The following is a 14,744-nucleotide window of genomic DNA, read 5'->3' on the forward strand; positions in this document are numbered from 1 at the left end:
AGAGTTTCGGGAATTTTCCAACCATGCGTTCGCACCTGTTCAAGGCTTTACCCTTCGCCCTGGCCGCCAGTTTCGTACAAGCACAAACCTTGCCGCAGGCCATGCAACAAGCATTGGATGTTCATCCGGAAATTCAGGCAGGCGTGAACAGCCGCCTGGCGGCGGACTATCAGCTGAAGGCGGCCAAGGGCGGCTACCTGCCTAGAGTGGACCTCGCAGCCGGTTACGGCCGTGAAGGCACCGACAGCGTGACGACCCGTTCGGGCAGTAATAATCATTGGGAAACCCTGAACCGCAGCGAATCGAGCCTGCGTCTGTCGCAAATGGTTTTTGACGGTTTTGCGACGTCCAGCGAAGTCGGGCGTCAACAAGCCAACGTCAGTGCTCGCGCCTATTCCTTGCTTGATGCCTCCGAGCGCACCGGGCTGACCGTCGCCCAGGTGTACCTGGACGTACTGACCCGCCGTGAGTTCGTGCGCCTGGCCGAGGAAAACCTCAAGAGTCACGAGCGCATCTTCGATCAAATCAAGTTGCGCACGTCCCGGGGGGTAGGCAGCGGCGCCGACCTGGACCAGGCCGAGGCGCGCATGGCCCAGGCCCGCAACAACCTGATCACCGAGCAGACCAACCTGGCCGATGCCGAGACCAACTACCTCAGCGCCGTAGGACAATTGCCTGACCAACTGGAGCGCCCCGCCGACTTTCTGGCGTTGCTACCGGCCAACCTGACCGAAGCCCGTGCCCAGATGCTGGAAAACAGCCCGGTGCTGCGCTCGGCTGAAGCCGACATCGCCGCCGCCGAGAAGCAGTACGAGGCCGCCAAGTCGAGTTTCTACCCTCGCTTCGACGCGGAACTGGGCCGCACCGCCGACAACGACCTGGACGGCCAGAACGGCCACAACAACGAATGGCAGGCCATGTTGCGCATGCGCTTCAACCTGTACGCCGGTGGTAGCAACAAGGCCGACCTGGAATCCAAGTCCTACCTGTCCAACCAGGCGCTGGATATCCGCAACAACGCGCTGCGCCAGTTGAATGAAGAGCTGGGCCTGGCCTGGAACGCCCTGAACAACGCCAACGCCCAGGTGCCGATCGCCCAGCAATACGTGGATCGCAGTGCCAACGTGCGCACCGCCTACCAGAAGCAATTCAGTCTCGGCGAGCGGACCCTGCTCGACTTGCTCGACAGCGAAAACGAGCTGTTCAGCGCCTCCCGCCGTCTGGCGGAAATCAAGAACGTGCAGCTGTTCAGCCAGTACCGGATCAAGGCGACCATGGGCCAGTTGCTGAAAAGCCAAGGCGTGGTCGCGCCGTTGGCATCCGTTGTGCAGAACGACGTGAAACCCAAGGTCCAGTTGCCTGGGATGAATTAAGCCATCCATCCGTTTTTCAGCGAAAGAGTGCCGAGCGTGGAATCAGAAGTCAGTCCAGTCGAACTAGTTCACGACCCGCGCACGCTGCACGATGACCCGCTGCTGGATGGTTTGCTGGCGCTCTGCATGCTGCACCAGAAACCTGCCAGCGCGGCGATGCTGACCACCGGCCTGCCGTTGCCCAAGCAACGCTTGAGCGTCGACTTATTGTCGCGCGCGGCGGCCCGTGCCGGTCTGCAAGGCCGGGTGTTGCAACGCAAGCTCGAACAGATCCCGGCCATCGCCATGCCGGCTCTGCTGCTGCTCAAAGAAGGCCGCAGCGCCGTGCTGCTGGGCTGGGCCGGTGACGACCAGGCGCGCTTGCTGCTTAGCGAAAGCGATGGCGGAGAGGTCACCGTCAGCCGCGAGCTGCTGGCCGATGACTACAGTGGCAAGGTTTTCTTCGCCCAGCCGCAGCATAAATTTGACGTCAACCACGGCACGCTGATCCCACGGGCGCGTTCCTGGTTTCGCGACACTCTCAAACGCTCCCGCTGGTTGTACGCCGATGCCATCGCGGCCAGCCTGCTGATCAATATCATCGCCATGGCCGCGCCGCTGTTCGTGATGAACGTCTACGACCGCGTGGTGCCGAACCAGGCCGAATCAACCCTGTGGGTACTGGCGGTCGGCATTACCGGCGCCTACATTTTCGACTTGATCCTGAAGATGCTGCGCAGCCTGTGCCTGGATCTGGCAGGCAAGAAAACCGACCTGATCATTTCTGCGACGCTGTTCGAGCGCATCGTCGGCATGGCGATGAAATATCGTCCGGCGCGGGTCGGCAGCTTTGCCCAGAACATCCACGAGTTCCAGAGCCTGCGGGACTTCCTCGCCTCGCTGACCCTGACCAGCCTGATCGACTTGCCGTTCACGCTGTTGATCTTCATGGTCATCGCGATCCTGGGCGGGCATCTGGTGTGGATCCCGGTGCTGGCGTTCCCGATCGCCTTGCTGATTGGCTACGCCTTGCAGAAGCCATTGGTAGCGACCATGGAAAAAACCATGGCCCTGGGCGCCGAGCGCCAGTCCAGCCTGATCGAAACCCTGGCCGGCCTGGATGCGGTGAAGGTCAACAACGCTGAAAGCGAACGGCAGTACCAGTGGGAACAGACCATCGGCACCCTAAGCCGCCTTGAGCTGCGCGTGAAGATGCTGTCCGGCCTGGCGATGAATATCACCTTGCTGATCCAGCAACTGGCCGGGGTGATCATGATCGTCTTCGGCGTCTACCAGATCATCGCCGGCAACCTGAGCATGGGTGGGCTGATCGCCTGCTACATGCTCAGCGGCCGCGCACTGAGCCCATTGGCCTCGTTGTCGGGCCTGCTGACCCGCTATCAGCAAGCGCGGGTGACGATGACTTCCGTCGACCAGATGATGGAGCTGCCCCAGGAGCGCAATTTCGACGAGCGCCCGCTCAGCCGCAAGGTGTTGCAGGGCGCCATTGAATGTCGGCAATTGAATTTTACCTATCCGAACCAGCAGAACGCCGCGCTGAAGAACATCAACCTGGTGATCAAGCCGGGCGAAAAAATCGGCATCATCGGCCGTAGCGGCTCGGGCAAAAGCTCCCTGGCAAAATTGCTGGTGGGGCTTTACCAGCCGGATGACGGCGCGTTGCTGGTGGACGGCGTGGACATCCGCCAGATCGACGTCAGCGAGCTGCGCTACAACATCGGCTACGTGCCCCAGGACATCCAGCTGCTGTCCGGAACCCTGCGCGACAACCTCACTTCAGGTGCCCGCTACGTCGAGGATGAATTGGTGCTTCAGGCCGCGGAGCTGGCAGGCGTACACGAATTCGCCCGCCTACATCCGCAAGGCTATGAACTGCAAGTCGGTGAGCGCGGGCAGAACCTGTCCGGCGGCCAGCGCCAGAACGTCGCCCTGGCTCGCGCGTTGCTGCTCAATCCGCCGATCCTGCTCCTGGACGAACCTACCAGCGCGATGGACAACACCGGTGAAGAGCGCTTGAAACAACGCCTCGCCGCCGTGGTGGAAAACAAGACCGTGTTGCTGGTGACGCACCGGGCATCCTTGCTGTCGCTGGTGGACCGCCTGCTGGTGATCGACCGTGGACAGATTCTCGCCGACGGCCCGAAAGCCGCCGTCATGGAAGCGTTGAAGAAGGGGCAGATCAGTGTTGCTTAAATCCGGTTTCAAGGGTGCTGTTGGCCGTTACTTCAAAGGTTCCGACTCGCTGCATGGCCAACCGCTGCCCGAAGTCAACAAGGCGCTGATCGAAGACGCCCCCCGCGTGGTGCGTCTGACGATCTGGGGCATCATCGGTTTTTTTGTGTTCCTGGGGCTGTGGGCCAACTTCGCCGAGATCGACGAAGTGACCAAGGGCGACGGCAAGGCGATTCCTTCGTCCAAGATCCAGAAAATCCAGAACCTGGAAGGCGGTATCGTCGCCGAGCTGTTCGTAAAGGAAGGGCAGATCGTCGACGCCGGTGCGTCGTTGATTCGCCTGGACGACACGCGCTTTGTCTCCAACGTCGGCGAAACCGAGGCGGATCGCCTGTCCATGCTGTTGCGGGTCGAGCGCCTGAGTGCCGAGGTCGATGACCGACCGCTGAATTTCCCGGCTGATGTACTCAAGGCCGTACCGGGCCAGGCTGCCAGCGAAGAATCGCTGTACATCAGCCGCCGCCAGCAGTTGCACGATGAAATCGGCGGCTTGCAGGAGCAGTTGATCCAGAGGCAGCAGGAATTGCGCGAGTTCGTCTCCAAGCAGTCGCAATACCGCTCCGGCCTGGCGCTGCAACGCCAGGAAATCAACATGTCCGAGCCGCTGGTGGCCCAGGGCGCGGTATCGCCGGTGGAAGTGCTGCGGCTCAAGCGCGCCGAGGTCGAGACCCGTGGGCAACTGGACGCGACGACGCTGGCGATCCCCCGCGCCGAGTCGGCGATCAAGGAGGTGCAGCGCAAGATCGACGAGACCCGCGGCAAGTTCCGCAGCGAGGCACTGACCCAACTCAATGAGGCGCGCACCGACCTGAACAAGGCCCAAGCCACCGGCAAGGCCCTGGAAGATCGGGTGAGCCGTACCCTGGTGACGTCGCCGGTACGCGGCATTGTCAACAAACTGCTGGTCAACACTATCGGCGGGGTAATCCAGCCCGGTAGCGACCTGGTGGAAATCGTGCCGCTGGACGACACCATTCTGGTGGAGGCGAAGATCCGTCCCCAGGACATCGCCTTCCTGCACCCCGGCCAGGACGCCACGGTGAAATTCACCGCCTACGACTACACCATCTACGGTGGGATGAAAGCCAAGCTGGAACAGATCGGCGCCGACACCATCACTGATGAAGACAAGAAAACCACCTACTACATCATCAAGTTGCGCACCGAACGCAGCCACCTGGGCACGCCTGAAAAGCCCTTGCTGATCATCCCCGGGATGGTGGCGTCGGTGGACATCATCACCGGCAAGAAGACCGTGCTGAGCTACCTGCTCAAGCCCATCATCAAGGCCCGGGCCGAGGCGTTGCATGAGCGGTAAGCCCTGGACTCAGTGCTCGTAGCGTTTGTGGCGAGGGAGCTTGCTCCCGCTCGGCTGCGAAGCATTCGCAAAACCAGGCAAGATGGTCAGCCTGAAAGAATGCCGGGGCCTGCTTCGCAGGCCAGCGGGAGCAAGCTCCCTCGCCACACGGCCGTGTTGCTCCCACAGCTTCTGCCATATGGTTATGCATTTTAAGTATTTAAATTAGCCTTCTTATACCCTTAAAGTCATCCCCCTGCGTACCTGCCGACCAATCGGCGCGCCGCACGACACAAACCGACACGGTGACCCCGTGAGTTTTTGATCGACTGCGCGCCCATTCAAGCGCGCCGTGCGTGGGAGTGATGTATGCCAGCCGTCTCTTTTTCTCCAGATTCAAATGCCGCGAACATCGCGCCGCAATCATTCGAAGTACGCCCATTCAGCGGTGCCGTAGGTGCCGAGATCGTCGGGCTGGACCTGTCCCGGCCAGTCAACGTTCAGGACTTCGCGCGCATCCACCGCGCGCACCTGGACTATCACGTCGTGGTGTTCCGCGATCAGCGCATCACACCCGAGCAGCACATCGCTTTCAGCCGCCGTTTTGGCGTGCTGCAAATCCATGTGCTCAAGCAATTCCTGCTGGCCGGGCATCCGGAAATTCTCATCGTCTCCAACATCATCGAGAACGGCCAGTCCATCGGTCTGGGAGACGCCGGCAAGTTCTGGCATTCGGACCTTTCCTATAAGGAACTGCCGAGCCTCGGCTCGATGCTCCACGCCCAGGAGCTGCCGAGCGAGGGCGGCGACACGCTGTTCGCCGACATGCACAAGGCCTGGGACGGTTTGCCCGAAACACTGCGTAAAGCGATCGAGGGTCGTTCGGCGGCGCATTCCTACACGGCGCGTTACAGCGAGACCAAATTCGAAGGTAACTGGCGCCCGACGCTGACGCCTGAACAGTTGGCCCAGGTCGCCGAAGTCGTGCATCCGATCGTCCGCACCCACCCGGAAACCGGGCGCCAGGCGCTGTTCGTCAGCGAAGGCTTCACCACCCGCATCGTCGGCCTGCCGGAGGATGAAAGCAAAGCCATCCTGGCCGAGCTGTATGCCTACAGCGTGCTGCCCCAGAACATCTATCGCCATCAATGGCAGCCCCACGACCTGGTGTTCTGGGACAACCGCTCGCTGATCCACCTCGCCGCCGGATGCCCGAGCCATCTGCGCCGCAAGCTGTATCGCACCACTATCCAGGGCGACGCCCCTTTCTGACCGGCTGCGCAGTGCGCAAAGAGCCCGGAGAAACACCATGTCCAAACGCATCGCTTTTGCACCGCTGGCTGCGGCTATCGGCCTGGGGTTCAGCTTGCTGGCCGGCAGCCTGGTCGCGCCGGCCAGCGCCCAGGCCGAGGGCGAGATTCGCATCGCCGAGCAGTTCGGCATCGTCTACCTGCTGCTGAACGTGGTCCGTGACCAGCAATTGATCGAGAAGCACGGCAAGGAGGAGGGCATCGACATCAAGGTCGACTGGACCCAGCTGTCCGGCGGCGCGGCGGTCAACGATGCGTTGCTGTCGGGCTCCATCGACATTGCCGGGGCGGGTGTCGGGCCGTTGCTGACGGTCTGGGACCGCACCCGTGGCAAGCAGAACGTCAAGGCCGTGGCCTCCCTCGGCAACTTTCCCTATTACCTGTTAAGCAACAACCCGAACGTCAAGACCATCGCCGACTTCACCGAGAAGGACCGCATCGCGGTGCCGGCGGTAGGCGTGTCGGTGCAGTCGCGTTTCCTGCAGTACGCCGCTGCGAAGCAGTGGGGCGACAAGGAGTTCAATCGCCTCGACAAGTACACCCTGGCCGTCCCGCACCCGGACGCCACGGCCGCGTTGATTGCCGGCGGCACCGAGTTGACCGGGCACTTTTCCAACCCGCCGTTCCAGGATCAGGCCCTGCAAAATCCCAATGTTCACGTGGTGCTCAATTCCTATGACGTGCTCGGGCCAAATTCGCCCACGGTGCTGTTCGCCACCGAGAAATTCCGCGATGAAAACCCGAAGACCTACAAGGCCTTCGTCGAAGCGCTGACCGAAGCGGCCGAGTTTGCTCAGAAAGACAAAGGCGCGGCGGCGGACACCTACCTGCGCGTGACCAAGGCCAAGATCGACCGGGCGACTCTGCTGAAGATCATCGAAAACCCGCAGATCGAATTTACCGTCACGCCAAAAAACACCTACCCGCTCGCCGAATTCCTCTACCGCGTCGGCGCCATCAAGAACAAACCGGCCTCCTGGGAAGACTACTTCTTCCAGGACGCCAAACCGCTGCAGGGGAGCTGATTGTCATGAACGCGCCATTGCCAGGCCACGCGGCCAGCAACGCCACCCGCACCGACACCGCGCTGTTGTCGGTGGATAACGTCAGCCTGGAATACCGCACCCCGCAGCGTGTAGTCCGCGCCACCCATCAAGTGAGTTTCGAGGTGGATCCGGCAGACCGCTTTGTACTGCTCGGCCCGTCCGGATGCGGCAAGTCCACGTTGCTCAAGGCCATTGGTGGTTTCATATCGCCGTGCGAGGGCGAGATTCGTCTGCAAGGCCAAGCCGTCAACGCGCCGGGGCCGGACCGGATTGTGGTGTTCCAGGAGTTCGATCAACTGCCGCCGTGGAAAACCGTCAAGCAGAACGTGATGTTCGCGCTGCTGGCGTCGGGCACGCTCAAACGTCGCGAGGCCGAGGAGCGGGCGCTGCACTACCTCGATAAAGTCGGGCTGGCAGCGTTTGCCGATGCTTATCCGCATACCTTGTCTGGTGGGATGAAGGCACGCGTCGCGATTGCCCGGGCGCTGGCGATGCAACCGAAGATCCTGCTGATGGACGAGCCTTTTGCGGCGCTAGATGCGCTGACCCGCCGCAAGATGCAGGAGGAATTGCTGCTGCTCTGGGAGGAGGTGCGCTTCACGCTGTTGTTCGTTACCCATTCCATCGAAGAAGCGCTGGTGGTGGGCAATCGCATCCTGCTGCTGTCACCGCATCCGGGGCGGGTCCGGGCGGAAATCCACAGCCATCAATATGATCTGCACAGCCTTGGCGGCGTCGGGTTCCAGCACACGGCGCGGCGGATTCATTCGCTGCTGTTCGAACAAGGCCAATCGCCGGATGCTGAACGCGAGCTGGGTTTTGCCGACATTCGTATCGCGTACTGAGGGGAGCCTTTCATGAGCCAGTTATCGCCTGCGCGCGAAGAATACGAAGTCGATCTGCAACCGCTGACCCACGTACCACTGCAGCGGGAATTGCCCCTGGGCCAGCGCCTTTGGCAGCAGGGTTGGTTGCGTAAATGTTTGATCCTGTTGGTGCTGGCGCTGGTGTGGGAGGGCGTGGCGCGTTACCAGAACAACGACCTGTTGCTGCCGAGCTTTTTGCAGACTGCCAGTGCGCTACATGACGGTTTGCTCAGTGGCGAGTTGCTGGGCAAGGTGTGGATTTCCCTGGTGGTGCTGCTCAAGGGTTATTTGCTCGGCATCGTCCTGGCGTTTGGCTTGACCACCCTGGCGGTGTCGACGCAGTTGGGGCGTGACCTGCTCAGCACCCTGACGTCGATGTTCAACCCGTTGCCGGCCATCGCGCTGTTGCCGTTGGCGCTGCTGTGGTTCGGTCTGGGGCAGAACAGCCTGATTTTTGTATTGGTGCATTCGGTGCTGTGGGCGCTGGCATTGAACATGTATGCGGGGTTTCTCGGCGTGTCGGAAACGCTGCGCATGGCCGGGCGCAACTACGGGCTCAAGGGCCTGCGCTTTGTGCTGTTCATCTTGATTCCGGCGGCGCTGCCGTCGATCCTCGCCGGGCTGAAAATCGGCTGGGCCTTCGCCTGGCGCACCCTGATCGCCGCCGAACTGGTATTCGGCGCCACCAGCGGCAAGGGCGGCCTGGGCTGGTACATCTTCCAGAACCGCAACGAGCTGTACACCGACAAGGTCTTTGCCGGGCTGGCGGTGGTGATCCTCATCGGGCTGCTGATAGAGAACCTGGTATTCGACAGCCTGGAACGGGTGACGGTGAAGCGTTGGGGGATGCAAAGGTAAGCCATTCATGAGCATCCGTGGCGAGGGGGGGTGTCTGGGCTGACGCCATCGCGAGCTTGCTCGCGATGGCGGTCTTCGATTCACCACAGGCCTTTCAACCTGACGCTTGAATTCCAGCCGATCCATTTCCCCGCCAACTGACTCCAGGCAGTGGATTTTATTTATCGCTGCCCGGCTTGTTAGCCAAGTAAAGCCCCTTCCTTTTCCATTAGACTTGCCGCCTCCAAGCAAGCCTTCAGGACACGGAATGCCAGTCCCTCCCAGCCCCCTTCGCAAAGCCCTGGTCGTTTGGCTGTACGCTGCGGCCCTGATGCATCTGCTCGCCGGTCTTACGCTGACCTGGGCCGGTCACTCCGGCTTGCTCGATGATTACCTGAACACCATCGAGCAGGCGTTCTGGGGTGCGGACATCGTGCCGGTTACCGTCCGCACGCAACAGGTCTGGTGGCTGGCGCTGTTCGGCGCCACGTTGCAAAGCTATGCGTTGTACATGCTCGCCCTGGTCCATCTCGGCGATCGCCTGAAAACTGCCATGCCCTGGGGCTGGCTGATCGTCGGCATTCTGCTCTGGGCGCCTCAGGACATGCTGGTTTCCGCCCAGGCGCGGGTCTGGTCGCACCTGTGGTTCGACAGCTTTGCATTACTTGTTTTACTGCCGCCGCTGTTCTGGCTTTATCGCCATGATCGCCGCACCGCCCTGACCGACAACACATCGAGTGAGTCGAACCATGCCTGATTTTTCGCCGCTGGACTGGGCCATTGCCCTGCTGATTGCCCAGGCCATCCTCGGTGCGCTGGATACTCTGTATCACCATGAACTCACCGTTGCCTTGCCCTATCGCCACAGTGCGCGGCTGGAACTCTCCATCCACTCCCTGCGCTCGTGTTTCTACGGGATCCTGTTCCTGGGTATCGCGCATCTGGCCTTCGAAGGGACATGGGCGATCGTCATCGCGCTGCTGTTCGCCCTGGAGATCGGCCTGACGCTGTGGGATTTCGTGGTCGAGGACCGTAGCCGCAAACTGCCGCCCATCGAGCGCATCATGCACACCGTGCTGGCGGTCAACGGTGGGGCCTTCTTCGCGCTGTACGGCGTGCAACTGGCGCAGTGGGCGAGCCTGCCGACCGGCCTGAGCACGATCGACCTGGGCTGGCGCGGCTGGCTGCTGACGTTGTTTGCCATCGGCGTCACCGCCTCGGGCATTCGCGACGGCTTGGCCGCCTTGCGCATGCAGCGCCAGGGCAAGCCGGGCAACCCGTTTGCCGGTGTTGCCTACAAGCGCGTGCTGGTCACGGGAGGCACCGGGTTTATCGGCGAGACCCTGGTCAATCAGTTGCTCGATGCCGGGCACACGGTCAGCGTGTTGGCCCGCGATCCATTGAGGGCGGCCTATCTGTTTGACGGCCGCGCCCGCTGCGTGCGTTCGCTGGGCAAGCTGGGCCATGACGAAACCTTCGATGTACTGATCAACCTGGCGGGCGCGCCGGTGGCCGGGCCGCGCTGGAGCCCGAGGCGCCAGGCGCAACTCATCGCCAGCCGGGTCGATACCACCGAAGCCTTGATGACAGGGTTGAAGAACGCCCGGCACAAACCGGCGTTGTGGATTCAAGCGTCGGCCATCGGTTTTTATGGCGTGCGCGACGCCAGCGAAAGCCTCGATGAAAGCGCCAGCCAGGGCGATGGTTTCATGGCCGAACTCTGTTCGCGTTGGGAAGCCTCTGCGCGGCCCGCAACCGAGTTGGGCGTGCGACAGGTGGTGATGCGCCTGGGCGTGGTGTTCGGTCCGGGCGGTGCGTTGCTGCCGTTGCTGATTCCGTTTCGCCTGGGGTTCGGTGGGCGGATGGGCGATGGTCGGCAAATCATGAGTTGGGTGCACCGCGACGATGTTATCCAGGTGATCGCCCGTGCCTTCGAGGACGAAAGCCTGAGCGGCACCTACAACCTGGTAGCGCCGGAAACGGTCAGTCAGGCTTTGTTCGCCGAACGTGTCGGCCAGGCGCTCAAGCGCCCGGTGTGGTTCCACATCCCGGCCGCGCCGGTGCGCGCCCTGGCTGGCGAGATGGCCCAGCTGTTTTTCGACGGCCAGCGCGTGGTGCCCGATCGTCTCGTTCAGGCCGGTTATACGTTCCGTTACCCCACACTCGACGCTGCCCTGCGCGACCTGGCCTGAGGACTGTCCATGAGCAAGCCGAGGATGTACCTGCTGGCCGGCAACGGTAGCGCTGCCGATTGGTGGGACGACGCGTTGCCGCACTTCAAACGCTACGACGTGGTGCCGCTGGAGCTGCCCGGTTTCGGCGACAACCCTCAGGCTCCTTGTGAAGACCTGGCGGCCTACGCACAGGCGTTGCTCGCGGCAACGGTAAAGGGCAGTGCGATAATGGCGGTCGGGGTGAACGCCTTGCTGGTGCTGCACGCCTTGCAACGCCGGCCCGGACACTTTTGCCGCAGCGTTTTGCTGGCGCCGGTGGGTGCGTTCTTGTGGCAGCGACGATTGCCGGCGCTGATGTCGCCGCTGCCGATTCGCAAGACCATTCACTGGCTGCTGGCGAACAAGCCAAGGCTGTTCGCCCACAAGTTCTCCCGCCAGCAATGGACGCCCGCGCAGTACCAGCGCATGGGCGCCGGCTATGCCCGCTGCCGGGCCTTTGTGCCGCATTGGGATCTGGTGCGCGCCGACACCGCGTTGCCGTTGCTGGAGTGGATCAGCGACCCGGTCGAACTGGTATGGGGCGATCAGGACAAGATGCTCGGCATCGCCCAGGCAGCGGCATGGTCAGCCATTCTTGCCCGCGCCGACTTGACCATCAGCTTGAAGCCCGGTTGGGGCCACTACCCGTGGATCGACTCACCGGCTGAATTCGCCGCCTGGCTGGAGTCCGGCGAGCGCGGGTTCGTCGCGCACACCAAGGGTGGCCGCTTGCGCCTGGCGGAGCTGGCCGGGCAGCCGGTGCCAGCGGCGCTGTCACTCAACGATTGTCATGATCCACGCTTGCCAGGATTTTTGTGCAGCCAGCCGGATGCTGCCTGGGCCGTGCGTTCCTCCAGTTACGGGGAGGATCAGGCCGATGCGGCCAATGCGGGCTTGAGCACCACCTACTTGCGCGAGCCGACACACAATGTGCCGACACGCATTGCCGAGCTGAGCGCGGCGGGTGTCGAGGAAGTGGTGGTGCAGCGTTTCATCACCCCACGGCTGTCCGGGATCGCCTTTGTGCGTCACCTTTCGGTTGAGCTGGAATGGGTCGAAGGCCATCTGGAGTCGTTGGCCGATGGCAAGGTGAGCCCTGATCGAGCGATCATTTCCCGTCTCGGCGAGTCTTGGAACAGTGGTACATTCACGCCGGCCCATGGCCTGACCGCCGAAGCGCTGTGGCAGTTTCTCCAGGGCGTGCTGCGGGTCTTCCACTACGTGCCCGGTGATGTCGAATGGGCCTGGGACGGCACGCAACTCTGGTTGCTGCAATACCGGCCGATCAGCGACTACGGCTGGCGCCGCCACCTGACCGCCGCCAACATCGCCGAGATCCTGCCGCCACAGCCCAGCGTCCTGGTGGAGTACGCCCAGCGTCGTGCGGCGGCAAGCATTCCGGCGATCATGGCGCGTTGGGATTCACGGATTTTGCAGGACAACGAGCCTTTCACCGCGGTGTTTGGCGGCGCCTCGTATATCAACAACGACCTGTTTCTCGCCCGGCTGACCGACTGGGGCGTCAGCGCCAGCAGCTATGCCGGCGAGGTCGGTGGGGCAACGCCGCACTTGCCTTGGCGGCCGCTGCGCCTGCTGCGGTCGCTGCCGTTGTTTTTGCGCATGCAGCGTATCGCTCGCGGGCATCTGCTTACCTTGGAAAACGGTTTGCGCCGTTTCGACCGAGAGCTGCACGAACTGACCGGACAAGGCGCTGACGGCCAGCACCTGGCCGATTGGTTTACTCGCTTCTACGTGTTCGTGGTGCAGGGCAACCTGTGCATCGCCAGCGCCTTGGCCAGCAGTGGCGGCGACTGGCTGGGGCGACCGCCGACCGCCTATGACAATCTCGAACACAGCCCTCATCGCTTGCCTTGGGAAACCGATCCGGCAACGCCGCGCCCGGCGCCGACCGAGCTGCCATTGCAACCCTTCCCGCAATGGCCGTTAACGATTCGCCTGGCCCATGGCGCCGGCCTGCCAGGGCTGCGCGGCTACTACTTGCAGGTGCGCGAATGGTATCGCGACAACCTGATGCGGATCTTTTTCCGCCTGCACCACGCCATGCCGAGCGCCGACCGCGAGCATTGGTTCGCGCCGCACCGGGACATCCGCAGCCGCGACGGCAGCTTCTGGCAGGACGGTCGTGAAGGCACCGAGCAGGCGAGCGGATTCCTGATCTACCCGGGCCAGGCCCAGGGCATTCTTGGCGACGACATCCTGTTGGAAGACACCCTGGACCCTGGCCGCCACGCTCACTATCAAGGCGCCCGCGCCGTGATCGCGCGCATGGGCGGCCGCCTGTCCCATGGCTCGACGTTGCTGCGTGAACTGCGCAAACCTTCGGCGGTACTGCCTCAAGTAGACGTGGGATGGTTGGGGCGTGAGGTGGTGTATTGCGATGGGGAGTTGAGGCTGGTGGAGTAGGAGGGTCTAGACTGAGGAACACAGCCAGCCATCCGTTCATGCTCAGGAGTCCCGCATGGAATCCCCAGTCCATACGCTGCCCGCGTTATTCAAACAACTCGGTCTGCCCGACGACGCCGTCAGCATCGATCAGTTCATCGCCATCCACTCGCCGCTCAAGCCCGAGCTGCACCTGTCCGAAGCGTTCTTCTGGAACGAGGGCCAGCGGCAGTTGCTGCGCGACGAAATTCTTGAAGATGCCGACTGGGCGGTGGTGGTGGATCAACTCGACGTGCTGTTGCGCAAGGGACGGAGCGAGTGACTCGCGGTAAAAAAACTGTGGCGAACTGTGGGAGCGAGCCTGCTCGCGAAAGCGGCAGTCTGCCGCATCTATGCTGATTGATGGTCCTATTCGCGAGCAGGCTCGCTCCCACTGAGATAATCGTTTTATTCGATTTTAGTATTACCAAATAGCTCCTTATTCCTTAAATAATATAACTCTCCTCCTTATACTCGTCCGGGAACAGACAAGCAGGAGAGCACCCATGCGCAACGAATCGATTCGCTACCTGATTGTGCCGGGCTGGCAAGGATCGCCGGAAAATCATTGGCAAACCCACTGGCAGAACAGCCTGCCCAACAGTGCCCGGGTCGAGCAGGCTGACTGGCTGACGCCACGGCGTGAAGACTGGGTCGCCGCGCTGGCCGAAGCCATCGCCAGCGACAGCACACCGGTGATTCTGATCGCCCATAGCCTGGGTTGCATCACCGTGGCCCATTGGGCCGCCACCGCGCCGGTGCCATTCCTGCGGCAGGTGCGTGGCGCGTTGCTGGTGGCGCCGGCGGATGTCGAGCGGCCCGCTTGTGCCTCGGCGCTACGCAACTTCGCGCCGATTCCCACGGACTTGTTGCCGTTTCCCAGCCAAGTGGTCAGTTCCGACAACGACGCGGCGGTCAGTGCCGCGCGCGCCATGGAGCTGGCGCGGAGTTGGGGGGCCGAGGCCGGGATCCTGGCCGGGGCGGGGCACATCAATGTGAAGTCCGGCCACCAGCGCTGGGAGCAGGGTTTCGCTTATCTCTATCGTTTGCAAAACCGCATGGAGCATCACGCCCTGCGTCGCGCCTGAATTTTAATGCCCTCCGTCTCGCCGGCGGTTTGGGGCGGGA

At 62.4% G+C, this 14,744-nt stretch carries 12 protein-coding genes; all 12 read left to right on the plus strand.

Annotated features, from left to right (window positions below):
* Positions 1 to 23: 23 nt before the first annotated feature.
* The 12 genes from M1E16_RS00915 (at position 24) to M1E16_RS00970 (ending at position 14,704) form a co-directional block, all read left to right on the plus strand.
* Positions 24 to 1,373, plus strand: coding sequence for a TolC family outer membrane protein (locus tag M1E16_RS00915; protein ID WP_434654233.1), 1,350 nt, complete (start codon positions 24 to 26; stop codon positions 1,371 to 1,373).
* Positions 1,374 to 1,409: 36 nt separating this feature from the next.
* Complete coding sequence (locus M1E16_RS00920) at positions 1,410 to 3,566, plus strand: type I secretion system permease/ATPase (RefSeq protein WP_434626614.1); 2,157 nt, start codon at positions 1,410 to 1,412, stop codon at positions 3,564 to 3,566.
* A complete protein-coding gene (locus tag M1E16_RS00925; RefSeq protein WP_434602468.1) occupies positions 3,556 to 4,923 on the plus strand; it encodes an HlyD family type I secretion periplasmic adaptor subunit in 1,368 nt (455 codons plus the stop codon). The genes M1E16_RS00920 and M1E16_RS00925 overlap by 11 nt, the downstream gene beginning before the upstream one ends.
* Positions 4,924 to 5,271: 348 nt before the next feature.
* A complete protein-coding gene (locus tag M1E16_RS00930; RefSeq protein WP_458128980.1) occupies positions 5,272 to 6,174 on the plus strand; it encodes a TauD/TfdA dioxygenase family protein in 903 nt (300 codons plus the stop codon).
* 37 nt (positions 6,175 to 6,211) lie between these two features.
* Positions 6,212 to 7,237 carry an ABC transporter substrate-binding protein gene (locus tag M1E16_RS00935; protein ID WP_434696229.1) on the plus strand — a complete coding sequence of 342 codons (1,026 nt, stop codon included), beginning with the start codon at positions 6,212 to 6,214 and terminating at the stop codon, positions 7,235 to 7,237.
* Between the two features lie 5 nt (positions 7,238 to 7,242).
* Positions 7,243 to 8,103, plus strand: a complete 861-nt coding sequence (locus M1E16_RS00940) for an ABC transporter ATP-binding protein (protein ID WP_434626611.1) — start codon at positions 7,243 to 7,245, stop codon at positions 8,101 to 8,103.
* A 12-nt stretch (positions 8,104 to 8,115) separates the two neighbouring features.
* Positions 8,116 to 8,982, plus strand: a complete 867-nt coding sequence (locus tag M1E16_RS00945) for an ABC transporter permease (RefSeq protein ID WP_458128981.1) — start codon at positions 8,116 to 8,118, stop codon at positions 8,980 to 8,982.
* 247 nt (positions 8,983 to 9,229) lie between these two features.
* A complete protein-coding gene (locus M1E16_RS00950; protein ID WP_434626609.1) occupies positions 9,230 to 9,718 on the plus strand; it encodes a cell division protein in 489 nt (162 codons plus the stop codon).
* The gene (locus M1E16_RS00955; protein WP_458128982.1) at positions 9,711 to 11,153 is read left to right on the plus strand and encodes a TIGR01777 family oxidoreductase; all 1,443 of its coding nucleotides are present in this window, start codon (positions 9,711 to 9,713) and stop codon (positions 11,151 to 11,153) included. Before M1E16_RS00950 ends, M1E16_RS00955 begins: the two co-directional genes overlap by 8 nt.
* A gap of 9 nt (positions 11,154 to 11,162) precedes the next feature.
* A complete protein-coding gene (locus M1E16_RS00960; protein WP_458128983.1) occupies positions 11,163 to 13,598 on the plus strand; it encodes an alpha/beta hydrolase in 2,436 nt (811 codons plus the stop codon).
* A 55-nt stretch (positions 13,599 to 13,653) separates the two neighbouring features.
* Positions 13,654 to 13,899 (plus strand): DUF2789 domain-containing protein, encoded by a 246-nt coding sequence (locus tag M1E16_RS00965; protein WP_458128984.1) that lies wholly within the window; start codon positions 13,654 to 13,656, stop codon positions 13,897 to 13,899.
* Between the two features lie 223 nt (positions 13,900 to 14,122).
* Positions 14,123 to 14,704, plus strand: coding sequence for an alpha/beta hydrolase (locus tag M1E16_RS00970; RefSeq protein ID WP_458128985.1), 582 nt, complete (start codon positions 14,123 to 14,125; stop codon positions 14,702 to 14,704).
* Positions 14,705 to 14,744 lie beyond the last annotated feature (40 nt).

This window comes from Pseudomonas sp. Z2-11 (assembly GCF_054161305.1).

What these genes read in the sequence shown, in the direction of transcription:
- M1E16_RS00955 (WP_458128982.1), top strand. Translation starts at nt 9,711, where the DNA reads ATGCCTGATTTTTCGCCGCTGGACTGGGCCATTGCCCTGCTGATTGCC.
- M1E16_RS00960 (WP_458128983.1), top strand. Translation starts at nt 11,163, where the DNA reads ATGAGCAAGCCGAGGATGTACCTGCTGGCCGGCAACGGTAGCGCTGCC.
- M1E16_RS00950 (WP_434626609.1), top strand. Translation starts at nt 9,230, where the DNA reads ATGCCAGTCCCTCCCAGCCCCCTTCGCAAAGCCCTGGTCGTTTGGCTG.
- M1E16_RS00935 (WP_434696229.1), top strand. Translation starts at nt 6,212, where the DNA reads ATGTCCAAACGCATCGCTTTTGCACCGCTGGCTGCGGCTATCGGCCTG.
- M1E16_RS00965 (WP_458128984.1), top strand. Translation starts at nt 13,654, where the DNA reads ATGGAATCCCCAGTCCATACGCTGCCCGCGTTATTCAAACAACTCGGT.
- M1E16_RS00970 (WP_458128985.1), top strand. Translation starts at nt 14,123, where the DNA reads ATGCGCAACGAATCGATTCGCTACCTGATTGTGCCGGGCTGGCAAGGA.
- M1E16_RS00930 (WP_458128980.1), top strand. Translation starts at nt 5,272, where the DNA reads ATGCCAGCCGTCTCTTTTTCTCCAGATTCAAATGCCGCGAACATCGCG.
- M1E16_RS00945 (WP_458128981.1), top strand. Translation starts at nt 8,116, where the DNA reads ATGAGCCAGTTATCGCCTGCGCGCGAAGAATACGAAGTCGATCTGCAA.
- M1E16_RS00915 (WP_434654233.1), top strand. Translation starts at nt 24, where the DNA reads ATGCGTTCGCACCTGTTCAAGGCTTTACCCTTCGCCCTGGCCGCCAGT.
- M1E16_RS00940 (WP_434626611.1), top strand. Translation starts at nt 7,243, where the DNA reads ATGAACGCGCCATTGCCAGGCCACGCGGCCAGCAACGCCACCCGCACC.